29 protein-coding genes are annotated in these 25,276 nt (G+C 62.1%); 15 read left to right on the top strand and 14 right to left on the bottom strand.

Annotated features, from left to right (window positions below):
- Positions 1–30 precede the first annotated feature (30 nt).
- From ABI582_RS16945 to ABI582_RS16990, 10 genes are all read right to left on the bottom strand, one after another.
- Positions 31–303 carry an HPr family phosphocarrier protein gene (locus ABI582_RS16945; protein WP_003255140.1) on the bottom strand — a complete coding sequence of 91 codons (273 nt, stop codon included), beginning with the start codon at positions 301–303 and terminating at the stop codon, positions 31–33.
- Positions 304–322: 19 nt separating this feature from the next.
- Positions 323–1,177 carry an RNase adapter RapZ gene (gene rapZ / locus ABI582_RS16950; protein ID WP_016501338.1) on the bottom strand — a complete coding sequence of 285 codons (855 nt, stop codon included), beginning with the start codon at positions 1,175–1,177 and terminating at the stop codon, positions 323–325.
- 2 nt (positions 1,178–1,179) lie between these two features.
- A complete protein-coding gene (gene ptsN / locus ABI582_RS16955) occupies positions 1,180–1,644 on the bottom strand; it encodes a PTS IIA-like nitrogen regulatory protein PtsN (RefSeq protein ID WP_016501337.1) in 465 nt (154 codons plus the stop codon).
- A gap of 12 nt (positions 1,645–1,656) precedes the next feature.
- Positions 1,657–1,965, bottom strand: a complete 309-nt coding sequence (hpf, locus tag ABI582_RS16960) for a ribosome hibernation-promoting factor, HPF/YfiA family (protein ID WP_016501336.1) — start codon at positions 1,963–1,965, stop codon at positions 1,657–1,659.
- A gap of 79 nt (positions 1,966–2,044) precedes the next feature.
- Positions 2,045–3,538 carry an RNA polymerase factor sigma-54 gene (locus tag ABI582_RS16965; RefSeq protein ID WP_338746174.1) on the bottom strand — a complete coding sequence of 498 codons (1,494 nt, stop codon included), beginning with the start codon at positions 3,536–3,538 and terminating at the stop codon, positions 2,045–2,047.
- Positions 3,539–3,714: 176 nt separating this feature from the next.
- On the bottom strand, positions 3,715–4,440 hold the full coding sequence (gene lptB, locus ABI582_RS16970; protein ID WP_338746175.1) for an LPS export ABC transporter ATP-binding protein: 726 nt from the start codon (positions 4,438–4,440) through the stop codon (positions 3,715–3,717).
- Positions 4,441–4,965, bottom strand: a complete 525-nt coding sequence (gene lptA, locus ABI582_RS16975; protein ID WP_016485039.1) for a lipopolysaccharide transport periplasmic protein LptA — start codon at positions 4,963–4,965, stop codon at positions 4,441–4,443. It lies immediately after the preceding gene.
- Entirely contained in the window at positions 4,952–5,524 is a 573-nt protein-coding gene (gene lptC / locus ABI582_RS16980; RefSeq protein WP_338746176.1) for an LPS export ABC transporter periplasmic protein LptC, read from the bottom strand. Before lptC ends, lptA begins: the two co-directional genes overlap by 14 nt.
- A gap of 8 nt (positions 5,525–5,532) precedes the next feature.
- Positions 5,533–6,057: a KdsC family phosphatase gene (locus ABI582_RS16985; RefSeq protein WP_043196897.1), complete on the bottom strand. Its 525-nt coding sequence runs from the start codon at positions 6,055–6,057 to the stop codon at positions 5,533–5,535.
- Positions 6,058–6,068: 11 nt separating this feature from the next.
- A complete protein-coding gene (locus ABI582_RS16990) occupies positions 6,069–7,043 on the bottom strand; it encodes a KpsF/GutQ family sugar-phosphate isomerase (protein WP_338746177.1) in 975 nt (324 codons plus the stop codon).
- A gap of 248 nt (positions 7,044–7,291) precedes the next feature.
- Here ABI582_RS16990 and ABI582_RS16995 point away from each other — a divergent pair, with 248 nt between their 5' ends.
- The 10 genes from ABI582_RS16995 (at position 7,292) to hisC (ending at position 15,214) form a co-directional block, all read left to right on the top strand.
- The gene (locus ABI582_RS16995) at positions 7,292–8,101 is read left to right on the top strand and encodes an ATP-binding cassette domain-containing protein (protein WP_338746178.1); all 810 of its coding nucleotides are present in this window, start codon (positions 7,292–7,294) and stop codon (positions 8,099–8,101) included.
- The gene (mlaE, locus tag ABI582_RS17000) at positions 8,101–8,898 is read left to right on the top strand and encodes a lipid asymmetry maintenance ABC transporter permease subunit MlaE (RefSeq protein ID WP_012270663.1); all 798 of its coding nucleotides are present in this window, start codon (positions 8,101–8,103) and stop codon (positions 8,896–8,898) included. The genes ABI582_RS16995 and mlaE overlap by 1 nt, the downstream gene beginning before the upstream one ends.
- Positions 8,898–9,383 carry an outer membrane lipid asymmetry maintenance protein MlaD gene (mlaD, locus tag ABI582_RS17005; RefSeq protein ID WP_010952152.1) on the top strand — a complete coding sequence of 162 codons (486 nt, stop codon included), beginning with the start codon at positions 8,898–8,900 and terminating at the stop codon, positions 9,381–9,383. The genes mlaE and mlaD overlap by 1 nt, the downstream gene beginning before the upstream one ends.
- A 9-nt stretch (positions 9,384–9,392) precedes the next feature.
- Positions 9,393–10,040 (top strand): MlaC/ttg2D family ABC transporter substrate-binding protein, encoded by a 648-nt coding sequence (locus ABI582_RS17010; RefSeq protein ID WP_338746179.1) that lies wholly within the window; start codon positions 9,393–9,395, stop codon positions 10,038–10,040.
- Positions 10,037–10,339 carry an STAS domain-containing protein gene (locus ABI582_RS17015; RefSeq protein ID WP_338746180.1) on the top strand — a complete coding sequence of 101 codons (303 nt, stop codon included), beginning with the start codon at positions 10,037–10,039 and terminating at the stop codon, positions 10,337–10,339. The genes ABI582_RS17010 and ABI582_RS17015 overlap by 4 nt, the downstream gene beginning before the upstream one ends.
- A 117-nt stretch (positions 10,340–10,456) precedes the next feature.
- Positions 10,457–10,696, top strand: a complete 240-nt coding sequence (locus ABI582_RS17020) for a BolA family protein (RefSeq protein WP_003255121.1) — start codon at positions 10,457–10,459, stop codon at positions 10,694–10,696.
- 23 nt (positions 10,697–10,719) lie between these two features.
- Positions 10,720–11,985 carry a UDP-N-acetylglucosamine 1-carboxyvinyltransferase gene (murA, locus tag ABI582_RS17025; protein ID WP_338746181.1) on the top strand — a complete coding sequence of 422 codons (1,266 nt, stop codon included), beginning with the start codon at positions 10,720–10,722 and terminating at the stop codon, positions 11,983–11,985.
- A 91-nt stretch (positions 11,986–12,076) separates the two neighbouring features.
- Complete coding sequence (gene hisG, locus ABI582_RS17030) at positions 12,077–12,712, top strand: ATP phosphoribosyltransferase (RefSeq protein WP_016485050.1); 636 nt, start codon at positions 12,077–12,079, stop codon at positions 12,710–12,712.
- Positions 12,713–12,839: 127 nt separating this feature from the next.
- Positions 12,840–14,165 carry a histidinol dehydrogenase gene (gene hisD / locus ABI582_RS17035; RefSeq protein WP_086979037.1) on the top strand — a complete coding sequence of 442 codons (1,326 nt, stop codon included), beginning with the start codon at positions 12,840–12,842 and terminating at the stop codon, positions 14,163–14,165.
- Positions 14,166–14,167: 2 nt separating this feature from the next.
- Entirely contained in the window at positions 14,168–15,214 is a 1,047-nt protein-coding gene (gene hisC / locus ABI582_RS17040) for a histidinol-phosphate transaminase (RefSeq protein ID WP_442119771.1), read from the top strand.
- A 160-nt stretch (positions 15,215–15,374) separates the two neighbouring features.
- On the opposite strand, the gene ABI582_RS17045 is transcribed toward hisC, so the two are convergent.
- On the bottom strand, positions 15,375–16,559 hold the full coding sequence (locus ABI582_RS17045; RefSeq protein WP_442119772.1) for an alkaline phosphatase family protein: 1,185 nt from the start codon (positions 16,557–16,559) through the stop codon (positions 15,375–15,377).
- Between the two features lie 139 nt (positions 16,560–16,698).
- Between ABI582_RS17045 and ABI582_RS17050 the strand changes: the two genes are divergently transcribed.
- The 4 genes from ABI582_RS17050 (at position 16,699) to ABI582_RS17065 (ending at position 19,509) form a co-directional block, all read left to right on the top strand.
- A complete protein-coding gene (locus tag ABI582_RS17050; protein WP_442119773.1) occupies positions 16,699–17,349 on the top strand; it encodes a FadR/GntR family transcriptional regulator in 651 nt (216 codons plus the stop codon).
- A gap of 13 nt (positions 17,350–17,362) precedes the next feature.
- Positions 17,363–18,643: a CynX/NimT family MFS transporter gene (locus tag ABI582_RS17055; RefSeq protein ID WP_442119774.1), complete on the top strand. Its 1,281-nt coding sequence runs from the start codon at positions 17,363–17,365 to the stop codon at positions 18,641–18,643.
- A gap of 67 nt (positions 18,644–18,710) precedes the next feature.
- A complete protein-coding gene (locus ABI582_RS17060) occupies positions 18,711–19,187 on the top strand; it encodes a nuclear transport factor 2 family protein (RefSeq protein WP_442119775.1) in 477 nt (158 codons plus the stop codon).
- Positions 19,180–19,509, top strand: coding sequence for a GIY-YIG nuclease family protein (locus tag ABI582_RS17065; RefSeq protein ID WP_258911672.1), 330 nt, complete (start codon positions 19,180–19,182; stop codon positions 19,507–19,509). Before ABI582_RS17060 ends, ABI582_RS17065 begins: the two co-directional genes overlap by 8 nt.
- On the opposite strand, the gene yejK is transcribed toward ABI582_RS17065, so the two are convergent.
- A complete protein-coding gene (gene yejK / locus ABI582_RS17070; protein WP_338746189.1) occupies positions 19,469–20,476 on the bottom strand; it encodes a nucleoid-associated protein YejK in 1,008 nt (335 codons plus the stop codon). The two genes, ABI582_RS17065 and yejK, sit on opposite strands and share 41 nt — an antisense overlap.
- Before the next feature lie 370 nt (positions 20,477–20,846).
- Between yejK and ABI582_RS17075 the strand changes: the two genes are divergently transcribed.
- Positions 20,847–21,128, top strand: a complete 282-nt coding sequence (locus ABI582_RS17075; RefSeq protein ID WP_003255106.1) for an HU family DNA-binding protein — start codon at positions 20,847–20,849, stop codon at positions 21,126–21,128.
- 51 nt (positions 21,129–21,179) lie between these two features.
- On the opposite strand, the gene rlmF is transcribed toward ABI582_RS17075, so the two are convergent.
- Complete coding sequence (gene rlmF, locus ABI582_RS17080) at positions 21,180–22,130, bottom strand: 23S rRNA (adenine(1618)-N(6))-methyltransferase RlmF (protein ID WP_442119776.1); 951 nt, start codon at positions 22,128–22,130, stop codon at positions 21,180–21,182.
- Between the two features lie 167 nt (positions 22,131–22,297).
- Positions 22,298–25,144 carry a valine--tRNA ligase gene (locus ABI582_RS17085; protein ID WP_442119777.1) on the bottom strand — a complete coding sequence of 949 codons (2,847 nt, stop codon included), beginning with the start codon at positions 25,142–25,144 and terminating at the stop codon, positions 22,298–22,300.
- Positions 25,145–25,276 lie beyond the last annotated feature (132 nt).

Consider the following 25,276-nt stretch of genomic DNA (forward strand, 5'->3'; position numbering starts at 1 on the left):
AGGCCGCTCCTACATGGACCCTGCAGGTTTTTATTCGCCTTCGTCGAAGAAGTTGTTGATCAGCTCGACCAGCGCATCCATGGCGTCGTTGTCCTGCTCGCCTTCGGTGTGCAGGTGCACCTGGGTGCCTTTGCCGGCCGCCAGCATCATCACCGCCATGATGCTCTTGCCATCCACCAGCTTGTCCGGCGCACGGCCAACCCGCACCTGGCAGGGGAAGCGGCCTGCCACGCCGACGAACTTGGCTGCCGCCCGGGCATGCAGGCCCAGCTTGTTGATGATGGTGATTTCGCGGGCGGGCATCGTGGGGCGGATCCTTGGGCTAGAGGTCGCGGTGGCGGACCTGGACGTTTTTCAGGGATTGCTGCAGCAACTGGCCAAGGCGCTCAGTGATGTACACCGAGCGGTGGTGGCCGCCGGTGCAGCCGATGGCAATGGTAACGTAGGCGCGGTTGCTGGCGGCGAAGCGGGGCAGCCACTTGAGCAGGTAGCTGGAAATGTCGCTGAACATGTCTTCGACATCCGGCTGTGCGGCCAGATAGTCGATTACCGGTTGGTCGAGGCCGGAGTGCTCGCGCAGCTCGGGCTTCCAGTAAGGGTTTGGCAGGCAGCGCACATCGAACACCAAGTCTGCATCGACCGGCATGCCACGCTTGAAACCGAACGACTCGACCAGGAACGCGGTGCCGGGCTCGGGTTGGTTGAGCAGGCGCAGCTTGATCGAATCACGCAGCTGATACAGGTTCAGGTTGGTGGTGTCGATCTTCAGGTCGGCCAGGTCGGCGATCGGGCCCAGAAGCTCACTCTCGACGCGGATCGCTTCGGCCAGCGAGCGGTTGGCATTGGTCAGTGGGTGGCGTCGGCGGGTTTCCGAGAAGCGCTTGAGCAGCATGTCTTCGTCGGCATCCAGGAACAGCACATCACACTGGATGTTGCGCGCACGGGCTTCTTCGAGCAATTCGGGGAAGCGCGTCAGGTGGCTGGGCAGGTTACGGGCGTCGATCGACACGGCAACCTTCGGTTGCAGCAGTTCGGTGTTGATCAGTGCCTCTTCCGCCAGCTCCGGCAGCAGCCCGGCGGGCAGGTTGTCAATGCAGTAGAAACCGTTGTCTTCCAGTACATCGAGGGCGGTGCTCTTGCCGGAGCCGGAGCGGCCGCTGACAATGATCAGGCGCATGTTCAGTGCTCGTTCTGTACGTCCAGGACAACCTGGAACAGGGCCTCGTTACTGCTGGCGGCACGCAAGCGATCACGAACCTCCTTGCGATCGAGCATGCTGGCAATCTGGCGCAGCAGTTCCAGATGGGCATCGGTAGCGGCTTCAGGCACCAGCAGGACGAACAGCAGGTCCACGGGCGCGCCATCGATGGCGTCGTAATCGATTGGGGCTTCGAGGTGCAGCAAGGCACTGACCGGTGCGGAACAGCCTTCAAGCCGGCAGTGGGGGATGGCGATGCCATTGCCGAAACCAGTCGAGCCGAGTTTTTCCCGGGCGACCAGTTTTTCGAAGACGTCTTGCATCTCCAGTTCTGGCACTTGGTCGGCGATGACGGTGGCGACCTTTTCCAGGGCGCGCTTCTTACTGCCGCCCGGCACGTTCACGAGTGAACGGCCGGGGGTCAGGATGGTTTCAAGTCGGATCATGGATGAGGGGGATCAGCGTGCAGCTGCACCTTGCAGCAGGCTTTGCTGTTTTTCCTTGTGTTTTTTCAGTTGGCGGTCGAGCTTGTCGGCCAAGGCGTCGATTGCTGCATACATGTCTTGGTCTTCGGCATTGGCAACCACTTCACCGCCAGGAATCTGCAGGGTCGCTTCGACCTTCTGCTGCAGCTTCTCGACTTTCATGATGACCTGCACGTTGGTGATCTTGTCGAAGTGACTCGCTACGCGTTTGAGCTTCTGCTCCACATAATCACGCAGCGGTGGGGTGACTTCTACATGCTGTCCACTGATATTGACTTGCATACAGCTTCTCCTTTATTGCCCGTGCATAAAGAGGCAGGTCTCGCACCTGCCCCACAAACGCTGTGGCTCATCTCAGGGGCTACATCAGTCGCTTGCGCTCGCTCGACGGTGCGATGCCGAGGGACTCGCGGTACTTGGCGACGGTGCGACGGGCTACCTGGATGCCTTGTGCCTCCAGTAAACCAGCGATCTTGCTGTCACTCAATGGCTTTTTCTGATTTTCCGCCGCAACCAGTTTCTTGATGATCGCGCGAATCGCCGTGGACGAGCATTCTCCGCCTTCGGAGGTGCTGACGTGGCTGGAGAAAAAGTACTTCAGTTCGTAGATGCCACGCGGTGTGTGCATGTACTTTTGCGTGGTAACCCGCGAAATGGTCGACTCGTGCATCCCCACCGCTTCGGCAATGTCATGCAGCACCAGCGGCTTCATCGCTTCGTCGCCGTGGTCGAGGAAACCGCGCTGGTGCTCGACGATCTGCGTGGCAACCTTCATCAAGGTTTCGTTACGGCTTTGCAGGCTCTTGATGAACCAGCGCGCTTCCTGCAACTGGTTGCGCATGAAGGTGTTGTCGGCACTGGTGTCGGCGCGGCGTACGAAACCGGCGTATTGCGGGTTTACCCGCAGGCGCGGTATGGCTTCCTGGTTCAGCTCCACCAGCCAGCGGTCGCTGTCCTTGCGCACAATGACGTCGGGCACCACGTACTCGGGCTCGCTGGACTCGATCTGCGAACCTGGGCGCGGGTTGAGGCTTTGTACCAGTTCGATGACCTGGCGCAGCTCGTCTTCCTTGATTTTCATACGCCGCATCAGCTGGCTGTAGTCGCGGCTGCCGAGCAGGTCGATGAAATCGGTGACCAGGCGCTTGGCTTCGGTCATCCATGGGGTATTGGCAGGGAGCTGGCGCAGTTGCAGCAGCAGGCATTCACCCAGGGTGCGGGCGCCAACGCCGGCCGGTTCGAACTGCTGGATGCGGTGCAGCACCGCTTCGACCTCGTCCAGCTCGATGTCCAGCTCAGGGTCGAACCCGGCGCAGATTTCCTCAAGGGTGTCTTCGAGGTATCCCTGGCCGTTGATGCTGTCGATGAGAGTAACGGCGATCAGGCGGTCGGTGTCGGACATCGGCGCCAGGTTCAGTTGCCACAGCAGGTGGCTTTGCAGGCTTTCGCCGGCCGATGTGCGGGTGGTGAAGTCCCACTCGTCGTCATCGTTGCTCGGCAAGCTGCTGGCGCTGGTCTGGTAGATGTCTTCCCAGGCGGTATCAACCGGAAGCTCGTTGGGGATGCGCTCGCCCCACTCACCGTCTTCCAGGTTGTCGGCACTGACGGTGCTTTCCTGGAAGCTGTTGTCCTGGGCTTCGGCTGTCGGCTTGTTCTCGGCGTTGTCCGCCATCGGGTCGCTGTTGTCGAAGTCCTCGCCGTCTTCCTGACGTTCGAGCATCGGGTTCGACTCCAGCGCTTCCTGGATTTCCTGTTGGAGGTCCAGGGTGGAAAGCTGGAGCAGACGGATGGCCTGTTGCAACTGAGGTGTCATCGTCAGTTGCTGGCCCATTTTTAGGACGAGCGATGGTTTCATGGCAGGGGCTTGGTACCTTGTTCGCCGGCGCGCATGCGCCATCCACTACACGAGGGCGCCAGGGCGCCAGATCAAGCAAGTTTTATGCCTTAAATTGTAGCGTTTGCCTAGAGCACCGTAACAACTTTACCCGCGGTTTCACGGCTATTTGCCAGTGCTCCAGGCGCATGCCGGGGTCAGAGCCGGAACTCGTGACCCAGGTAAACCTCTTTGACCAGGTCGTTGGCCAGGATGGTTTCGGCGTCGCCTTCGGCGATCAGCCGGCCATCATTGACGATATAGGCGGTTTCGCAGATATCCAGGGTCTCGCGCACGTTGTGATCGGTAATCAGTACACCGATGCCCTTGGCCTTGAGGTGGTGGATGATCTGCTTGATGTCGCCGACCGAGATCGGGTCGACGCCGGCGAATGGTTCGTCCAGCAGGATGAACTTGGGGGAGGTCGCCAGCGCGCGGGCAATCTCGACCCGTCGGCGTTCACCGCCGGAGAGGCTCATGCCGAGGTTGTCGCGAATGTGGCTGATGTGGAACTCCTGCAGCAGGCTTTCCAGCTCTTTGCGGCGGCCGTCGCGGTCGAGGTCCTTGCGGGTCTCGAGAATCGCCATGATGTTGTCGGCCACCGACAGTTTGCGGAAGATCGAGGCTTCCTGCGGCAGGTAGCCAATGCCGGCACGGGCGCGGCCGTGCATGGGCTGGTGGCTGACATCGAGGTTGTCGATGAGCACGCGCCCCTGTTCGGCCTGGACCAGCCCGACAATCATGTAGAAGCAGGTGGTCTTGCCGGCGCCGTTGGGCCCGAGCAGGCCGACGATCTGGCCGCTGTCGATCGACAGACTGACATCACGTACGACCTGCCGCCCCTTGTAGCTCTTGGCCAGATGCTGGGCTTTGAGGGTTGCCATTTACTCGGCCTTCTTCTTGGGCTGGATCACCATGTCGATGCGCTGACGTGGTTGGGTCACGTTGCCACCACGACCAGCGGTCGCCACCTGGGACTTGGTGTTGTAGACGATTTTCTCGCCTTCGGTCGTATTGCCCTCGTTCTCGACCTTGGCGCGGTCGGTGAGGATCACGGTGTCTTTCTGCGCCTGGTACTGGATTGTCACTGCCCAGCCTTTCATCTTGTCTGGTTTGGCAGCGCTCTGTTGTTGCTCGAAGTAGGCCAGGTTGCCGACCGAGGTGACCACATCGATGTCGCCGTTGGCGGCACGGGTCATGGTCACGGTGTTGCCTTTGATCATCATCGAGCCTTGGGTGATGATCACGTCACCGGTATAGGTGGCCACGCCTTGCTTGTCATCCAGGTGGGCCTGGTCGGCCTGGATACGGATCGGCTGATCACGGTCATTCGGCAGTGCGAAGGCGCTCGCGCTTCCCAGTGCTGCGCTCAGGCTGAGCAAAAGGGGGAGGGTTTTAACGAGCCTCATACTGTCCTCTTACGTTAGAGAGCAGGTCCATCCTGCTTTCTTTCAAATACGCTTTCATTCCTTTGCCCGTAGTCGTGCCACCGGCGCCGTCGATTCTAACGGCTTGCTCGGTCTGCGCATATTGCTTCTGCGGGAACACGGTCATGCGTGAGCTGGTAATGATGGTTTCACGCTGTTTTTCGTCGGTGCGGGCAATCCGTACCTTGTCGATCAGCTCGACCTCGGTGCCGTCCGGATTGACCTCGGCGCGGGTGCTCTGCACGTGCCACGGATATTCGGTGCCGCGGTACATGTGCAGGTCCGGCGTGGTCACCAACGTGATTTCACTGGCCTTCATGTGCTCGACCTTGTCAGCGGTCATTTCGTACTGCAGCTTGCCGTCAGGCAGAAACTGCACACTGTGGGCGTTGATCGCATAGTAGTCGATGGCGCTTTCGTCGACCTGGGCCACCGGCTTGTCGAGGAAACTTTCCGGGCTGACATTCCAGTAGCCGACGGCCGCCAACAGGGCGGCGATCACTGCTAGCAGCGCAATATTGCGGGCTTTCTTGCTGAACATGGGCAGCCTTACAGGTAATTGGCGTTGGCAGCGTCCAGGGTGCCCTGGGCCTGCATGATCAGTTCGCAGAATTCACGGGCTGCGCCTTCGCCGCCGCGTGCCTGGGTCACGCCGTGAGCGTGCTGGCGAACAAACGGGGCGGCGTTGGCCACGGCCATGCCCAATGCCACCCGGCGAATGACCGGCAGGTCGGGCAGGTCATCGCCCAGGTAGGCCACTTGATCATAGCTTAGGCCCAGTTCGGCGAGCAGGCCGTCAAGCACGACCAATTTGTCCTCGCGGCCCTGGTACAGGTGCGGGATGCCGAGGTTTTTCGCCCGGCGCTCGACCACAGGGGTTTTGCGCCCGCTGATGATCGCGGTGGTCACACCTGAGGCCATGAGCATCTTGATGCCTTGGCCGTCGAGGGTATTGAAGGTCTTGAACTCGCTGCCGTCCTCGAGGAAGTACAGGCGCCCGTCGGTGAGCACGCCGTCTACGTCGAACACTGCCAGCTTGATGGCTTTGCCGCGTTGCATGAGGTCCTGGTTCATTCCATCGCTCCTTACATTACACCGGCGCGCAGCAGGTCGTGCATGTTCAGGGCACCGGTCGGGCGGCCCTCGCGGTCCACCACCACCAGTGCGCTGATCTTGTGGTCTTCCATGATCTTCAAGGCTTCGGCAGCGAGCATTTCGGCACGGGCCGTTTTGCCGTGCACGGTCATGACCTGGTCGACCAGGGTGGTGTGTACGTCGATGTTACGGTCCAGGCTGCGGCGCAGGTCGCCGTCGGTGAAGATCCCGGCCAGCGTGCCGTCGGCTTCGACGATCACGGTCATACCCAGACCTTTGCGGGACATTTCGAGCAGCGCATCCTTGAGCAGGGTGCCGCGGGCTACCTGGGGCAGCTCGTCGCCGCTGTGCATCACGTTCTCGACCTTGAGCAGCAGGCGGCGGCCCAATGCACCGCCCGGGTGCGAGAAGGCAAAGTCTTCGGCGGTGAAGCCGCGGGCTTCGAGCAGGGCGATGGCCAGGCAGTCGCCCAGCACCAGCGATGCGGTGGTGGAAGAGGTGGGGGCCAGGTTAAGTGGGCAGGCCTCTTGCTCTACGCGGGCGTCGAGGTTGACCTCGGCGGCCTGGGCCAGGGGCGAATCGGGGTTGCCGGTCAAGCTGACCAGCTTGATGCCCAGGCGCTTGATCAGCGGCAGCAGGGTGACGATTTCGGCAGTGCTACCGGAATTCGACAGGGCGAGGATGACGTCATCGCGGGTGATCATGCCCATGTCGCCATGGCTGGCTTCAGCCGGGTGCACGAAAAACGCCGGCGTACCGGTGCTGGCCAGGGTGGCGGCGATCTTGTTGCCGATATGCCCGGACTTGCCCATGCCGACCACGACCACCCGGCCCTTGCTGGCCAGGATCAGTTCGCAGGCTTTGACGAAATTGTCGTCGATGCGCGCCAGCAGGGCCTCTACGGCCTCGAGTTCCAGGCGCAGGGTGCGTTGGGCGGATTGGATCAGCTCGCTGGATTGGCTCATGTCAAGAAAGCAATGCCTGATGAAAAGGCCGCGATTATACGCGCAATGACGAAAACCCTCACCCCTTCGATTGCTGTAGCTAATGTCATCAAAGCCTGTCCCAGGGCTGAACGACTGCTTGTCCGGCCTTGGGGCGGCGCCCTCAGCGGTGCTATAGTTCGCCGCTATTCGGCCTGCCGGGGGCGCTTGTGCCTTCCTGATGGAGGCTGGCGTCCACTAGGACGAGGCTGCACTAGCAAGGAGTCCAGATGAGTGTGGATAGCGCCTACGCGGTCGAGTTGAAGGGGGTTACCTTCAAACGCGGTTCGCGCAGCATTTTCAGCAACGTCGACATTCGCATCCCGCGCGGCAAGGTCACCGGCATCATGGGGCCATCGGGTTGCGGCAAGACCACGTTGCTTCGCCTGATGGGTGCGCAGCTGCGCCCTTCCGGCGGTGAGGTATGGGTTGCCGGCCAAAACCTGCCGACGCTGTCGCGCAGTGACCTGTTCGACGCCCGCAAGCAGATGGGCGTGCTGTTTCAGAGCGGCGCGCTGTTCACCGACCTCGATGTCTTCGAGAACGTCGCGTTCCCGCTGCGCGTGCACACACAGCTGTCGGACGAGATGATCCGCGACATCGTGCTGATGAAGCTGCAGGCCGTGGGCCTGCGTGGTGCCATCGACCTGATGCCGGACGAGCTGTCCGGTGGCATGAAGCGCCGGGTGGCGCTGGCGCGGGCAATTGCCCTGGACCCACAGATTCTCATGTATGACGAGCCGTTCGTCGGCCAGGACCCGATCGCCATGGGCGTATTGGTGCGCCTGATCCGCCTGCTCAACGATGCTCTGGGCATTACCAGCATCGTCGTTTCCCATGACCTGGCGGAAACCGCCAGCATCGCCGACTACCTCTATGTGGTAGGCGACGGCCAGGTGCTGGGGCAGGGCACGCCTGACGAGCTGATGGGCTCGGACAACCCACGGATTCGCCAGTTCATGAAGGGCGACCCGGACGGCCCGGTACCCTTCCACTTTCCTGCGCCTGACTACCGCGCCGACCTGCTGGGAGCGCGTTGATGCGCAGAAAATCCTTACTCGAACGGGTCCGCCTGCTGGGGCGTTCGGCAATTGACGTGCTGGCGGTACTGGGGCGTTCCTGCCTGTTCCTGTTCCATGCGCTGGTTGGCCGTGGCGGCATCGGCGGCGGCTTCCAGTTACTGACCAAGCAGCTGTACTCGGTCGGCGTGCTGTCGCTGGCGATCGTTGTCGTGTCCGGGGTGTTCATCGGCATGGTACTGGCGCTGCAGGGCTACAGCATACTGACCAAATACGGTTCGGAGCAGGCGGTGGGGCAGATGGTCGCCCTGACCCTGCTGCGTGAGCTGGGCCCGGTGGTAACGGCGTTGCTGTTCGCCGGCCGTGCGGGTTCAGCGCTGACCGCCGAAATCGGCAACATGAAATCCACCGAGCAGCTGTCGAGCCTGGAAATGATCGGCGTCGACCCGCTCAAGTACATTGTCGCCCCGCGCCTGTGGGCCGGCTTCATCTCGCTGCCGCTGCTGGCGCTGATCTTCAGCGTGGTCGGCATCTGGGGTGGCTCGTGGGTGGCCGTGGACTGGCTGGGCGTCTACGAAGGCTCGTTCTGGGCCAACATGCAGAACAGTGTTTCTTTCACTGACGACGTGCTCAACGGGCTGGTCAAAAGCTTGGTGTTCGCCTTCGTCACAACCTGGATTGCCGTATTCCAGGGGTACGACTGTGAGCCCACTTCAGAAGGGATCAGCCGTGCTACCACCAAGACCGTGGTCTATGCCTCGTTGGCAGTGCTGGGTCTGGACTTTATTCTGACCGCCTTGATGTTTGGAGATTTCTGATGCAAAACCGCACCCTGGAAATCGGTGTCGGCCTGTTCCTCCTGGCCGGGATCCTGGCGCTGCTGCTGCTGGCCCTGCGTGTCAGCGGGCTGTCGGCCAGCCCGAGCAGCGATACCTATAAAGTTTATGCCTACTTCGACAATATCGCCGGTTTGACGGTCAGAGCTAAAGTGACCATGGCCGGTGTGACCATCGGCAAGGTTACCGCCATCGATCTGGACCGTGATTCCTACACCGGTCGGGTGACGTTGCAGCTGGACAAGTCGGTGGACAACCTGCCGACCGACTCCACGGCCTCGATCCTGACCGCCGGTTTGCTTGGCGAGAAGTACATCGGCATCAGCGTGGGCGGTGAAGACGAAGTGCTCAAGGACGGCGCGACCATCCACGACACCCAGTCGGCACTGGTGCTGGAAGATCTGATTGGCAAGTTCCTGCTCAACTCCGTTGGCAAGGAACCGAAAGAAGCGCAACCGGCTAATTAAGGAGTTTCCATGATTTCGATCCTGCGACGTGGCCTGCTGGTCCTGCTGGCGGCTTTCCCCTTGCTGACCGTGGCCGCGCAGTCGCCCCACGATGTGGTTCAGGGTACCACCACCGAACTGTTGGGCGACCTCAAGGCCAACAAGGAGCAGTACAAGTCAAACCCTGGTGCCTTCTATGATGCGCTCAACCGCATACTTGGCCCGGTGGTGGACGCGGACGGTATTTCCCGCAGCATCATGACCGTCAAGTACTCGCGCAAGGCCACCCCTGAGCAGATGCAGCGCTTCCAGGAAAACTTCAAGCGCAGCCTGATGCAGTTCTATGGCAACGCGCTTCTTGAGTACAACAACCAGGGCATTGTCGTCGACCCAGCCAAGGCCGATGACGGCAAGCGCGCCAGCGTCGGCATGAAGGTCACCGGCAACAACGGTGCCGTGTACCCGGTGCAGTACACGCTGGAAAACATCGGTGGCGAGTGGAAGGTACGTAACGTCATCGTCAACGGCATCAACATCGGCAAGCTGTTCCGTGACCAGTTCGCCGATGCCATGCAGCGCAACGGTAACGACCTGGACAAGACCATCGACGGCTGGGCCGGCGAAGTGGCCAAGGCCAAGCAGGCTGCAGACAGCTCCCCGGAGAAGACCGTCAAATGAGTGATGCTGCTGTAAGCATGGCCGAGCCGGGCGTACTGCGCCTGGCTGGCGTGCTGGACTACCGCAGCGGCCCTGCGTTGCGCAAGCAGGGCAAGGCGCTGATCGACGCTTCGCGCGAGCCGCGCCTGGTGCTTGATTGTTCGGCTGTCGAGAAATCGTCGAGTGTCGGCCTGTCGCTGTTGCTGGCGTACATCCGTGATGGTCAGGCCACCGGCAAGGCGTGCGAGGTGCGTGGCATGCCCGACGACATGCGGGAAATTGCCGAGGTCTATGACCTTGATGAAGTGCTGGCAACCTGATGGCCCGGCACGGATGATGGCCCCTCGGTCAGCGAAGCCCTCGTTGGGCTTCGCAGGCGAGGGGCTTTTTTGTATGATGGCCGACCCGTGCGCATCGGGCGCCGATTGAGGTTGAGCATGCAGGCCGTAGAAGTTAAAAGCTTCCTTGAAGAGAAATTGCCCGGTTCCCGGGTCGAAGTTGAAGGCGAAGGCTGCAACTTCCAGTTGAACGTGATCAGCGACGAGTTGGCTGGCCTGAGCCCGGTCAAGCGCCAGCAGGCGATCTATGCTCACCTGAACCCGTGGATCGCCAATGGCAGCATCCATGCGGTAACCATGAAATTTTTCAGCAGCGCAGCCTGGGCTGAGCGCACCTGAGCCAACTTGGCGGCGAGACTCCAATGGACAAACTGATTATTACTGGCGGCGCTCGCCTTGACGGCGAGATCCGCATTTCGGGCGCGAAGAACGCAGCCCTGCCGATTCTGGCGGCGACCCTGCTGGCCGATGGCCCGGTCACCGTGGGCAACCTGCCGCACCTGCACGACATCACCACCATGATCGAGCTGTTCGGCCGCATGGGCATTGAGCCTGTGATCGACGAAAAGCTGTCGGTGGAGATCGACCCACGCACCATCAAGACCCTGGTTGCGCCTTACGAGCTGGTCAAGACCATGCGCGCCTCGATCCTGGTACTGGGCCCGATGGTTGCCCGTTTCGGCGAAGCCGAAGTGGCCCTGCCTGGCGGTTGCGCGATTGGTTCTCGCCCGGTCGACCTGCACATCCGCGGCCTCGAGGCCATGGGCGCGAAGATCGAAGTGGAAGGTGGCTACATCAAGGCCAAGGCGCCTGAGGGTGGCCTGCGCGGCGCGCACTTCTTCTTCGACACCGTCAGCGTCACCGGTACCGAAAACATCATGATGGCCGCTGCCCTGGCCAAGGGCCGCAGCGTGTTGCAGAACGCCGCACGCGAGCCTGAAGTGGTCGACTTGGCCAACTTCATCAATGCCATGGGCGGCAATGTTCAGGGCGCGGGTACCGACACCATCACCATCGATGGCGTCGAGCGCCTGCACTCGGCCAGCTACCGCGTGATGCCGGACCGCATCGAGACCGGTACCTACCTGGTTGCTGCTGCCGTGACCGGTGGCCGCGTCAAGGTCAAGGACACCGATCCGACCATCCTTGAAGCTGTATTGGAAAAACTCAAGGAAGCCGGTGCCGACATCAGTACCGGCGAAGACTGGATCGAACTGGACATGCACGGCAAGCGGCCAAAGGCCGTCAACCTGCGTACCGCCCCGTACCCGGCGTTCCCGACCGACATGCAGGCGCAGTTCATTTCGCTGAACGCCATTGCCGAAGGCACTGGCGCGGTCATCGAGACCATCTTCGAAAACCGCTTCATGCACGTTTACGAAATGCACCGCATGGGCGCGCAGATCCAGGTCGAAGGCAACACTGCCATCGTCACTGGCGTGAAGTCGCTCAAAGGCGCCCCGGTCATGGCCACCGACCTGCGTGCTTCCGCCAGCCTGGTGCTGTCGGCGCTGGTTGCAGAAGGCGATACCCTGATCGACCGCATCTACCACATCGACCGTGGTTACGAGTGCATCGAAGAGAAACTGCAGATGCTCGGCGCAAAAATCCGCCGCGTACCGGGCTAATCGCCCGCAGGTGCAAGGATGCACCTTTCGAATTGAATGCGGCCAGGTCGATGACCTGGCCGGCAGCAGCCGCTTAAGGACCGACGTTCCAATGTTGACCATCGCGCTTTCCAAAGGCCGTATTCTCGACGACACCCTGCCGTTGCTGGCCGAGGCCGGTATCGTGCCGACCGAGAACCCGGACAAGAGCCGCAAACTGATCATCCCCACCACGCAGGACGATGTGCGCCTGCTGATCGTGCGTGCCACCGACGTGCCGACCTATGTCGAGCATGGTGCCGCCGACCTGGGTGTGGCCGGCAAGGACGTGCTGATGGAGTACGGCGGCCAGGGTATGTACGAACCCCTGGACCTGCAGATTGCCCAGTGCAAGCTGATGACTGCCGGTGTGGTCGGCGCGCCCGAGCCCAAGGGCCGCCTGCGCGTGGCCACCAAGTTCGTCAACGTAGCCAAGCGCTACTACGCCGAACAGGGCCGCCAGGTCGACATCATCAAGCTGTATGGTTCGATGGAACTGGCTCCGCTGATCAACCTCGCCGACAAGATCATCGACGTGGTCGACACCGGCAACACCCTGCGTGCCAACGGCCTGGAGCCCCAGGACCTGATCGCCACGATCAGCTCGCGCCTGGTGGTCAACAAGGCCTCCATGAAAATGCAGCACGCCCGTATCCAGAGCCTGATCGACACGCTGCGTCAAGCAGTCGAATCGCGACACCGCGGCTGACTCCCTGCGCGCGACCTTCGCTGTCGCGCCCGTCTATCCGCGTCATAGCCACTTTTCTCGGGTGCCCGCGCGGATGGACTGGTAGCCTAGGGCGCCTGAGCATTCGCTAATAATCGAGGCCCTCGCCATGACCGTGTCCACTGCAATTGCCCGTCTCAACGCTGCTGATCCGGATTTCGCCCGACATCTGGATCATCTGCTGAGCTGGGAAAGTGTGTCCGATGACGCGGTCAACCAGCGCGTGCTCGACATCATCAAGGGCGTGCGCGAGCGCGGCGATGCGGCACTGGTGGAGTTCACCCAGCGTTTCGACGGCGTTGCCGCCAACAGCATCGATGACCTGATCCTTGGTCGCGAGCGCCTTGAACTGGCCCTGACCCGCATTACCCCGGTGCAGCGTGAAGCCCTGGAAAAGGCCGCCAACCGTGTGCGCATGTACCACGAGCGGCAGAAGCAGGACTCCTGGCAGTACACCGAGGCCGACGGCACGGTGCTGGGCCAGAAGGTCACCCCGCTTGACCGTGCTGGCCTGTATGTGCCGGGCGGTAAGGCGTCGTACCCGTCGTCGGTGCTGATGAACGCCATTCCGGCCAAGGTTGCCGGCGTGGCCGAAGTGGTGATGGTAGTGCCGACCCCGCGTGGTGAGGTCAACGAACTGGTGCTGGCCGCCGCCTGCATCGCCGGCGTCGACCGCGTGTTCACCGTCGGCGGTGCCCAGGCAGTCGCTGCGCTGGCGTACGGCACCGAAAGCGTGCCGCAGGTGGACAAGATCGTCGGCCCGGGCAACATCTACGTCGCCACTGCCAAGCGCCATGTGTTCGGCCAGGTCGGCATCGACATGATCGCCGGGCCGTCCGAAATCCTGGTGGTATGCGACGGCCAGACCGATCCGGACTGGATCGCCATGGACCTGTTCTCCCAGGCCGAGCATGACGAAGATGCCCAGGCCATTCTGGTCAGCCCGGATGCCGCGTTCCTCGACCGCGTTGCCGCCAGCATCGACAAGTTGATGCCGACCATGGAGCGTGCCGAGATCATCGAGAAATCGATCAACGGCCGTGGCGCGCTGATCCAGGTGCGTGACATGCAGCAGGCCATGGATGTGGCCAACCGCATCGCCCCGGAGCACCTGGAGCTGTCGGTGGCCGACCCGCAAGCCTGGTTGCCGCACATTCGCCACGCTGGCGCGATCTTCATGGGCCGCCACACCAGCGAAGCGCTGGGCGATTACTGCGCTGGCCCCAACCACGTGCTGCCTACCTCCGGCACCGCGCGTTTCTCGTCGCCGCTGGGGGTGTATGACTTCCAGAAGCGTTCGTCGATCATCTTCTGTTCCGAGCAGGGCGCGTCCGAGCTGGGCCACACCGCTTCTGTGCTGGCCCGTGGCGAGTCGCTGACCGCCCACGCCCGCAGCGCTGAATACCGTATCCTGACCCAAGAGAAGGGGAACTGAGCATGAGTCGATTCTGGAGCCCCTTCGTCAAGGATTTGGTGCCTTACGTGCCGGGCGAGCAACCCAAGCTGGCCCGTCTGGTCAAGCTCAACACCAACGAAAACCCCTACGGCCCGTCGCCCAAGGCGCTGGAGGCCATGCGTGGCGAGCTGAACGACAACCTGCGCCTGTACCCGGACCCGAACGGCGACCGGTTGAAGCAGGCGGTTGCCGAGTACTACGGCGTGACACCGGCGCAAGTGTTTGTCGGCAACGGCTCGGACGAGGTGCTGGCGCACATTTTCCACGGCCTGTTCCAGCACGATGCACCGCTGTTGTTCCCGGACATCAGCTACAGCTTCTACCCGGTCTATTGCGGCCTGTACGGTATTGCCTTCGAGCAGGTGGCGCTGGACGCGCAGTTCCAGATTCGCATCGAGGACTACAACAAGCCCAACGCCGGCATCATCTTCCCCAACCCCAACGCGCCGACTGGCTGCCTGATGCCGCTGCAGGCGGTGGAGCAGTTGCTGCAGGCCAACCGTGACTCGGTGGTGGTGGTCGACGAGGCCTACATCGATTTCGGTGGCGAGACGGCCATCAGCCTGGTGGGCCGCTACGACAATCTGCTGGTTACCCAGACCCTGTCGAAGTCGCGCTCGCTGGCCGGCCTGCGCGTTGGTCTGGCGGTGGGGCACCCGGACCTGATCGAGGCGCTGGAGCGGATCAAGAACAGCTTCAACTCCTATCCGCTGGACCGTGCAGCGATCGTTGGCGCAGCGGTAGCGTTTGAAGACCGCGAATACTTCGAGGAAACCTGCCGCAAGGTCATCGACAGCCGCGAAGTGTTGGTCGGGCAGCTTGAGGCCAAGGGCTTCGAGGTACTGCCCTCGGCCGCCAACTTCATCTTCGCGCGCCACCCGCAGCAGGACGCCGGCGAGCTGGCTGCGCTTCTGCGTGAGCAGGGTGTGATCGTGCGCCACTTCAAACAGCCACGCATTGCCCAGTTCCTGCGTATTACCATCGGCACGCCAGAGATGAACCAGGCGCTGCTCGATGCGTTGAACTGATTGCATCGCCACTCAGGCTGACGCATCACCCTGTAGGAGCAGCCTTGTGCTGCGAAGAGGCCGGTAAGGCAAGAGACTTTCTTTGGCTGCAAAGGCCTCTTCGCAGCACTACAGGGCTTTTGTTAACCTTGAAATCGACGCAGGACTGCTCCTGCACGGCTTAATAGCTGCTCTCTTCAATGACAAACGCCTTGGCCGCTGGCCGGTTGCGCACCGCCGTCGGCGTGCCATCAAGCACCAGCACGTAATCGTTCTGCTTCTCCATCCCCTGCGGATCAGTCCATTGCCCGTCCCTGGCCGGTACCTGTGCAACCACTTGCCCGTTCTTCAGAATCGTCAGGTAGCCAGTGGCATTGCTGTTCCAGCGTAACCGCCCCGTGTGTTCATCGGCCCGAGCCTTGCGTACACCGGTCTTGCCCAGTAAAGGCGTGCCATCCAGTAGCCATTCCGGCTGCAGCGTCAGGCCCATGTGCCGTAGCACAGTGGGTGCCACCGAAGTCTGCGCGGGAAGGCCGTACAGGTTGTTGGGCCCAGGCATTTCCACAGGTATGCTCGGCATGGTCAGCTCCTGGTTCAATGGCTTGTTGCTGGCGATGAAGATGCTCTTTTCCTGCTCCGACGCGCTGCCATGGCCTTTTCCCCAATAGTCCCGGCCGTGGTCTGTGCTGACGATTACCAGCCAGTCTTCCTGCGGGAACATGCGACGGCGCTGATCTACCTTGTCCAACAACCGCCCGATCTGGCTGTCGGCCTTGCGTAATGCCTGCTGATAGTGCTCGCCGTAACCGTGGTCATGGCCGATCTGGTCAGGTTCGTCCAGTTGAATGAAGGTGAAGTCCGCGGGTGTGTTGCCCAGGACATGCAACGTTCGCTCGATCACTTGTTCATCCGACAAACCACTTTCGCGTACGTCGGCGCCATGGGCGTCCTCCAGCAAGAATGCCGTGTTGATGGGGGACCAGTTGACGATGCTGGAGAGGTAGGCATTGGGGAAGGCTTGGCGTAGCCGCTTGAACAGGCTGGGAAACGCCGGGTTTATGCGTTGCGAGTCGGCGTCAGACTCAACGCCGTGCTTGTTGCTCCACACGCCGGTCAGCAAGGTGGCCCAGCCGGGGCCGCTCAGGGTGCGTTGCTCGCTGGATCTGCCACTGACTCCCCCCGTGTACGCCTTACCGTAGTAAAGCCGTTGTTTCAGGTTGGTGGCGTCGCCCAACTGCAGGTATTGCTCCAGCTGCACACCGTCGAGCCCGATGAACAAGGCCTTGGGGCGGCTCGGGTGTCTGGCGGGATCGCAACCTGGCAGCATTGCCAGAAACAGCATTAACAGCAGGCTCGCTAGTCGCATGTGAATACATCCTGGAAAGTACGCCACGAGCGTTGCAACAAAGGGTTTTGTTCACAACTGGCAGAAATACCAGGTGGTTTGCGGCGTTACTCGGCATCCAGTAAGCTGTGCCAATTCATCGGATGATTGGTTGAGTGAGATGAGCACCGAGTTGACCAAGCGTTCCCTGGTCGAACTGGCCGTGGAGCGCATGCGCGAGCGCATCGTGTTGGGCGACTGGCAAGTCGGCCAGCGTTTGCCCACCGAGCCGGAACTGGCCCTTCAGCTGGGCATCAGCCGCAATACTGTGCGTGAGGCCATGCGCGTGCTGGCGTTCAGTGGCCTGGTGGAAATTCGCCAGGGCGACGGCAGCTACCTGCGCACGGCGCAGGACCCTTTGCAGGCGGTGCAGGCAATGTCCCGCTGCACCCCCGAGCAGGCGCGGGAAACCCGCCACATCCTTGAAACCGAGGCCATCGGCCTGGCGGCTTTGCGGCGCACGGATGCCGACCTGCAAGCGCTGCGCGATGCCCTGGCCGGCAGTGCCGGGCATTTCCATGGGAATGTCGATGCCTATGTGGCGTGTGACCTGGTGTTTCACCAGCGGCTGGTCGATGCCGCCCACAACCCGGCATTGAGCGAGCTGTACCGGTACTTTTCCGGTGTGGTGGCTGCCGCTCTGCAGCACAACATGGCGACCGTGCCCCGATGCCAGGCCACGTTCGATCTGCATGGGCAGATCCTCGATGCCATCGAACAACGTGATGCGGAGCGGGCCAAGCGCCTGAGCCGTACCCTCATCGAATCCTGACTCCGAGAAGGCCATGGCTGAATTCATCACCCGTAACAACCCGCACAACGAGCGGGACCTCGAAGAGCTGCTGATCGACGCTGAAGCCGACGACGAGCAGGTTCAGCAACAGCCCGTGGTGTTGCGGCGGCCCTGGCTGTTGCTGCTTGGCCTGGTGTTGGTGGCGTTGAACCTGCGCCCTGCGTTGTCGAGCATGGCGCCGGTGCTGGGGCAGGTTGCCGAAGGCCTGGGGCTGAGTGCCTCGCAGGCCGGTTTGCTGACCACCTTGCCGGTGCTGTGTCTGGGGCTGTTCGCCCCGCTGGCGCCGGTGCTGGCGCGGCGTTTTGGCAGCGAGCGAGTGATCCTGGGCATCCTCGTCACCTTGGCGCTGGGCATCGTGGTGCGAAGCGCCTTTGGGGCCATCGGGGTGTTCCTTGGCAGCCTGATGGCGGGGGCCAGCATCGGAATTATCGGCGTGCTGTTGCCGGGTATCGTCAAGCGCGACTTCCCGCAGCACGCTGGCACACTGACCGGCGTGTACACCATGGCGTTGTGCCTGGGCGCAGCGATGGCAGCCGGTGCCACCGTACCTTTGGCCCAACATTTTGACGGCAGCTGGGCGCTGGGGCTGGGCTTCTGGGTGCTGCCGGCCCTGCTGGCCATGCTGGTGTGGCTGCCGCAGGCCCGTCAGGGGCATGGCCTGCACAAGGTGGCCTATCGCGTGCGTGGCCTGTGGCGTGACCCGCTGGCCTGGCAGGTGACCCTTTACATGGGCCTGCAGTCATCGCTGGCTTACATCGTGTTCGGCTGGTTGCCATCGATCCTCATCGGTCGCGGCCTGAGCCCGACCGAGGCGGGCCTGGTGTTGTCGGGGTCGGTGATCGTGCAGCTGGTCAGCTCGCTGAGTGCGCCTTGGCTGGCCACCCGCGGCAAGGACCAGCGGCTGGCGATCGTACTGGTCATGCTGATTACCCTGGCTGGCCTGTTCGGTTGCCTGTATGCACCGGTGTCCGGGCTGTGGGGATGGGCCGTGGTGTTGGGCCTGGGGCAGGGCGGAACCTTTGCCCTGGCGCTGACCTTGATCGTGCTGCGCTCGAAAGATGCCCATGTGGCCGCGAACCTGTCGAGCATGGCCCAGGGGGTCGGTTATACCCTGGCGTCGATGGGGCCGTTTGCGGTGGGCCTGGTGCATGACCTGACCGGGGGCTGGGCGGCAGTAGGGTGGATCTTTGCTGTGCTGGGGGTAGGTGCAATCGTGTTCGGGCTGGGTGCCGGGCGAGCGTTGCATGTGCAGGTGACCAGCGAGAAGGTCTGAGCCTACTGGCGTGAGCCGCCGGGGCAGATTATCGTGCTGCTTTCGAGCCCAGGAAGGACCTGCCCCCATGAGCGACGCCAACCGCGACCTGATCACCCGCTTCTATCAGGCCTTCCAGCGCCTGGACGCCGAGGCCATGGTGGCGTGCTACAGCGACGATATCGTTTTCAGCGACCCGGTTTTCGGCACCCTGCGCGGCAAGGATGCGGGGGACATGTGGCGCATGCTCACCAGCCGCGCCAAAGACTTCACCCTGGCATTCGACAGTGTGCGTGCCGACGAGCGCAGCGGCGGCGCGCACTGGGTGGCGACCTACCTGTTCAGCCAGACCGGCCGTATTGTGGTCAACGACATCCAGGCCCGCTTTGTGATCCGCGATGGGCTGATCTGCCAGCATGACGATACCTTCGACCTGTGGCGCTGGTCGCGGCAGGCGCTGGGTGTGCCGGGTATGTTGCTGGGCTGGTCGCCACTGGTGCAGAACAAAGTACGCCTGCAGGCATTCAAGGGATTGCGCGCATTCCAGCAGGCCCAAGGTGAGTGATGCCCTTGAGACAGTTGTTGGCAAACCCTGGTATGTCTACCTGGTAAGGGCTGCCAATGGCTCGCTGTACTGCGGCATCAGTGATGACCCGCAGCGCCGGTTTACCGCGCATCAGAAAGGGCAGGGCGCGCGTTACTTCAAGACCAGCCCGGCCCAGGCGCTGGTGTATGTCGAGCAATGGCCGGACAAAGGCGAAGCGTTGCGCCAGGAGCGGTTGGTGAAGCGGCTGCGCAAATCGGCCAAGGAGGCGCTGGTGGCCTCCTTCAGCGGCCTTGGGGGTATCAGTCCTTGCGCCGCTTCAGCTGATCCACCAGGGTTGTAGGCAAGCCCTTGATGATCAGTGTGCCTGCCTCTTCGTCATACTCCACCTTGTCGCCCAGCAAGTGCGCCTCGAAGCTGATCGACAGCCCCTCGGCACGCCCGGTGAAGCGGCGGAACTGGTTGAGGGTGCGCTTGTCTGCGGGGATTTCCGGCGACAGGCCGTAATCCTTGTTGCGGATATGATCGTAGAACGCCTTTGGCCGGTCCTCGTCGATCAGGCTGGACAGTTCTTCCAGCGTTACCGGTTCGCCCATTTTGGTCTGGGTAGTGGCGTATTCGACCAGGGTCTGGGTCTTCTCGCGGGCGGACTCTTCGGGCAAGTCTTCGCTCTCGACAAAGTCACTGAAAGCCTTGAGCAGGGTGCGGGTTTCGCCCGGGCCGTCGACGCCTTCCTGGCAGCCGATGAAGTCGCGGAAATAGTCCGAAACCTTTTTGCCGTTCTTGCCCTTGATGAACGAAATGTACTGCTTGGAACTCTTGTTGTTCTTCCACTCCGACAGGTTGATGCGCGCTGCCAGGTGCAACTGGCCAAGGTCAAGGTGGCGCGAAGGGGTCACATCAAGCTCGGCGTTCACCGCCACGCCTTCACTGTGGTGCAGCAGGGCAATCGCCAGGTATTCGGTCATGCCTTGCTGGTAGTGAGCAAAAAGGGTGTGGCCGCCGGTGGACAGGTTGGACTCTTCCATCAGCTTTTGCAGGTGCTCCACTGCCACGCGGCTGAAGGCGGTAAAGTCTTTTTCTTCGTCCAGGTACTGCTTCAGCCAGCCGCTCAGCGGATACGCCCCGGACTCACCGTGGAAGAACCCCCAGGCCTTGCCTTGCTTGGCGTTGTAACTGTCGTTGAGGTCAGCCAGCAGGTTTTCGATGGCGTCGGAGGCCGCGAGTTCGGCGTCGCGGGCGTGCAGTACAGCAGGGCTGCCATCGGGCTTTTTGTCGATCAGGTGAACGATGCAATGACGGATTGGCATGGGATTCTCGGCGAGCTGCAAAAGGCGTCAAGTTTACCCTAGACACAAGGTGATGCAGTGGCCGTATGTTGGCAGATATGTCGGTTGTTCGTTTTTTGTTCAGTTTTGCGCGTTTTAGGCTAAAACCCCCGAAAAACCTGCATTAAATCGAAGTGCGCAGCGGATATTTATCCATTCCTGTGGTAGTTTTGCGCGGTCTTGCGCCCCTCGTGTGGCGCAGTGCTGGCAGCGTGCTGTCGTCGTGTCGAACCAAACGCCGATTTACGTATCTACATACGCGATTGGCGCGGCCCTCCACTGTAAGGGGCTGGCCCGATAACGTCGTAGTTCGCTGCATAACCATCGAATTTGATAGGGAAGGAACATCACCATGGCATTGACCAAAGACCAACTGATTGCCGACATCGCCGAATCGATCGCCGCGCCAAAAGCCACCGCTAAAAACGCTCTGGAGCAACTGGGCCAGATCGTTGCCGACCAGCTGGAAAACGGCGCTGAAATCACTCTGCCAGGCATCGGCAAGCTGAAAGTCTCCGAGCGTCCTGCCCGTACCGGCCGCAACCCTTCGACTGGCGCTGCCATCGAAATCGCTGCCAAGAAAGTCGTCAAGTTCGTTCCAGCCAAAGTGCTGACCGATGCTATCAACAAGTAATTGTTGAAGCGTTGACAAAAACCGCGCCTGGCTTGCCCAGGCGCGGTTTTTTCATGCCTGTGATTTACGCTGGGCGTGCCAGGCCTGGCGCGCGGCGTCGTCCTGGAAGCTCCAGGCGACCATGCGGCTCTGCTTCTGGCCCTGGCCCATTTCATTGATGCGCACCGCCTTGGCGCCTGCTTTGCGCAGCGCAGCCTCGATGCCCGGCAGGTTGCTGGCCTTGGATACCAGGCTGGTGAACCACAACACCTGCTCGGCGTATTGCACGCTTTCGCCAACCAGTTGGGTGACAAAGCGGATCTCACCGCCTTCACACCACAATTCGTTGTTCTGGCCGCCGAAGTTCAGCACCGGCAACTTGCGCTTGGGGTCCTGCTTGCCGAGGTTCTTCCACTTGCGCTGGCTGCCACGGGTGGCTTCCTCGCGCGAGGCATGGAAGGGCGGGTTGCACAGGGTCAGATCGAAGCGGTCGTCGTCCTGCAGCAAGCCGCTGAGGATATGCGCGCGGTTGGCCTGCTGGCGCAGTGTGATCGCCTTGCCCAGGCCATTGGCCTGGACGATGGCTTTGGCCGAGGCCAGGGCCACGGGGTCGATGTCCGAGCCGACAAAGCGCCAGCGGTAGTCGCTGTAGCCCAGCAGCGGGTAGATGCAGTTGGCGCCAACGCCGATATCCAGCGCACGCACCTGGGCGCCCTTGGGGATCTCACCCGCATTGTCGTCGGCCAACAAGTCGGCGGCCACGTGGATGTAGTCGGCGCGGCCGGGAATGGGCGGGCACAGGTAGTCGGCGGGGATGTCCCAGTGCTGGATGCCGTACTGGGCCTTGAGCAGGGCACGGTTGAACACCCGCACGGCTTCGGGGTTGGCGAAGTCGATGCTGGGTTTGCCGTGGGGGTTGGTGATGGTGAAGCGCGCCAGGTCAGGGTGGGCCTTGATCAGGCTGGGGAAGTCGTAACGGCCCTGGTGGCGGTTGCGCGGGTGCAGGGTGGGTTTTTCAGTCATGGTCGGATCCGGTGTTGCAGGCCGTGGGGCTGCTTTGCAGCCCTTTCGCGACACAAGGCCGCTCCTACAGGATAGCGGCGCCGTTCAAACCGGCGCCGTCCCTGTAGGAGCGGCCTTGTGCCGCGAACGAGGGCGAAGCCCTCGCTGGTCAGATCAGCATTGTCAAGTTACAGCGCTGCAATCCGCGCATGCTGCTCGGTGAAGTTGGCCAGTGCCTGTTCGGACTCGGCCAGCTTGGCGCGTTCCTTCTCGATCACGGCAGGCGGTGCCTTGTCGACAAAGGCGGCGTTGGACAGCTTGCCGCCAACACGTTGCACTTCGCCTTGCAGGCGCTGGATTTCCTTGTTCAGGCGCGCCAGCTCGGCATCCTTGTCGATCAGGCCGGCCATGGGCACCAGCACTTGCAGGTCACCGACCAGGGCAGTGGCCGACAGCGGCGCTTCGTCGGCATCGCCGAGGACGGTGAACGACTCGACCTTGGCCAGCTTCTTCAGCAACGCTTCGTTTTCCTGCAGGCGGCGCTGGTCGTCGGCGTTGGCGTTTTTCAGGAACAGCGGCAGCGGCTTGCCCGGGCCGATGTTCATCTCGGCGCGGATATTGCGCAGGCCGACCATCAGTTCCTTCAGCCACTCGATGTCGCCTTCGGCAGCCACGTCGATGCGGCTTTCATTGGCCACCGGCCACGGCTGCAGCATGATGGTCTTGCCTTCGATACCGGCCAGCGGCGCGATGCGCTGCCAGATTTCTTCGGTAATGAACGGCATGAACGGGTGCGCCAGGCGCAGCGCCACTTCCAGTACGCGCACCAGGGTGCGACGGGTGCCGCGGGCGCGCTCGACCGGGGCGTTTTCGTCCCACAGTACCGGCTTGGACAGCTCCAGGTACCAGTCGCAGTACTGGTTCCAGATGAACTCGTACAGCGCCTGGCTGGCCAGGTCGAAGCGGAACTGCTCCAGCTGGCGGGTCACTTCGGCTTCGGTGCGTTGCAGCTGCGAGATGATCCAGCGGTCAGCCAGCGACAGTTCGTAGGCTTCGCCGTTCTGGCCGCAGTCTTCGCCTTTGTCCAGCACGTAGCGGGCGGCGTTCCAGATCTTGTTGCAGAAGTTGCGGTAGCCTTCGACGCGGCCCATGTCGAACTTGATGTCGCGGCCAGTGGAGGCCAGCGAGCAGAAGGTGAAGCGCAGGGCGTCGGTGCCGTAGCTGGCGATACCTTCGGGGAACTCGGCCTTGGTCTGCTTGGCGATCTTCTCGGCAAGCTTGGGCTGCATCATGCCGCTGGTGCGTTTTTCCAGCAGGGCGTCGAGGGTAATGCCGTCGACGATGTCCAGCGGGTCGAGGACGTTGCCCTTGGACTTGGACATCTTCTGGCCCTGGCCGTCACGCACCAGGCCGTGCACGTACACGGTCTTGAACGGGACTTGCGGGGTGCCGTCTTCGTTCTTGATCAGGTGCATGGTCAGCATGATCATGCGCGCAACCCAGAAGAAGATGATGTCGAAGCCGGTTACCAGCACATCGGTGGAGTGGAACTTCTTGAGGAGCTCGGTCTGTTCCGGCCAGCCCAGGGTGGAGAAGGTCCACAGGCCCGAGCTGAACCAGGTGTCGAGTACGTCGTCGTCCTGGCGCAGGGCCACGTCGGCGCCCAGGTTGTGCTTGGCACGCACTTCGGCTTCGTCGCGGCCAACGTAGACCTGGCCGGCCTCGTCGTACCACGCCGGGATGCGGTGGCCCCACCACAGCTGGCGGCTGATGCACCAGTCCTGGATGTCACGCATCCAGGAGAAGTACATGTTCTCGTACTGCTTGGGCACGAACTGGATGCGGCCATCTTCCACAGCAGCGATGGCAGGTTCTGCCAGCGGCTTGGTGGAAACGTACCACTGGTCGGTCAGCCACGGCTCGATCACGGTGCCCGAACGGTCGCCTTTCGGCACTTTCAGGGCGTGGTCGTCGATGCTCACCAGCAGGCCTTGGGCGTCCAGGTCGGCAACGATCTGCTTGCGCGCGACGAAGCGGTCGAGGTTGGCGTATTGGGCCGGCAGGCGGGTGTCGACCTGCTCGTTGATACTGCCGTCGAGGTTGAAGGCCTGGGCGCTGGCCAGCACGAAGGCATTCTTGTCGAAGATGTTCAGCAGCGGCAGGTTGTGGCGCTTGCCGACTTCGTAGTCGTTGAAGTCGTGAGCCGGCGTGATCTTCACGCAGCCGGTGCCGAACGCGGGGTCGCAGTAGTCGTCGGCGATGATCGGGATGCGCCGGCCAACCAGCGGCAGTTCGACGAATTTGCCGATCAGTGCCTGGTAGCGTTCGTCATTGGGGTTGACCGCAACGGCCGCGTCACCCAGCAGGGTTTCCGGACGGGTGGTGGCAACCACCAGGTAGTCCAGGCCCTCGGCGGTCTTGGCGCCGTCGGCCAGCGGGTAGCGCAGGTTCCAGAGGTGGCCCTTTTCGTCGTGGTTTTCCACTTCGAGGTCGGAGATGGCCGTGTGCAGCTTGGTGTCCCAGTTGACCAGGCGCTTGCCGCGGTAGATCAGGCCGTCTTCATGCAGGCGCACGAAAGCTTCCTTGACCGCTTCGGACAGGCCGTCATCCATGGTGAAACGCTCGCGGCTCCAGTCGACCGACGAGCCCAGGCGGCGGATCTGGCGGCTGATGTTGCCACCGGACTGGTCCTTCCATTCCCAGACTTTTTCCAGGAATTTCTCGCGGCCCAGGTCATGCCGGTTCTGGCCCTTGGCCTCGAGCTGGCGCTCGACCAGCATCTGGGTGGCGATACCGGCGTGGTCGGTACCTGGCTGCCACAGGGTGTCGCGGCCTTGCATGCGGCGGAAACGGATCAGGGCATCCATGATCGCATTGTTGAACCCGTGGCCCATGTGCAGGCTGCCGGTCACGTTCGGCGGCGGGATCATGATGGTGTAGGACTCGCCTGCACCTTGTGGGGCGAAATAGTTCTCGGACTCCCAGGTGTTGTACCAGGAAGTTTCGATAGCGTGCGGCTGGTAGGTCTTATCCATGCGCGGCGGGACCCTGTGCATTTATTCGGGAAAGCCGGGAAGTATAACCAAGCTGGGGTGTTGAGGCGACAGCCGCTGCGGCTGCTTTGCAGCCCATTCGCGGCACAAGGCCGCTCCTACAGGCACCGCGAT

The sequence above is a fragment of the Pseudomonas sp. SAS7 genome, from assembly GCF_052112345.1.
In the GTDB taxonomy this organism is placed as follows: domain Bacteria; phylum Pseudomonadota; class Gammaproteobacteria; order Pseudomonadales; family Pseudomonadaceae; genus Aquipseudomonas; species Aquipseudomonas putida_Q.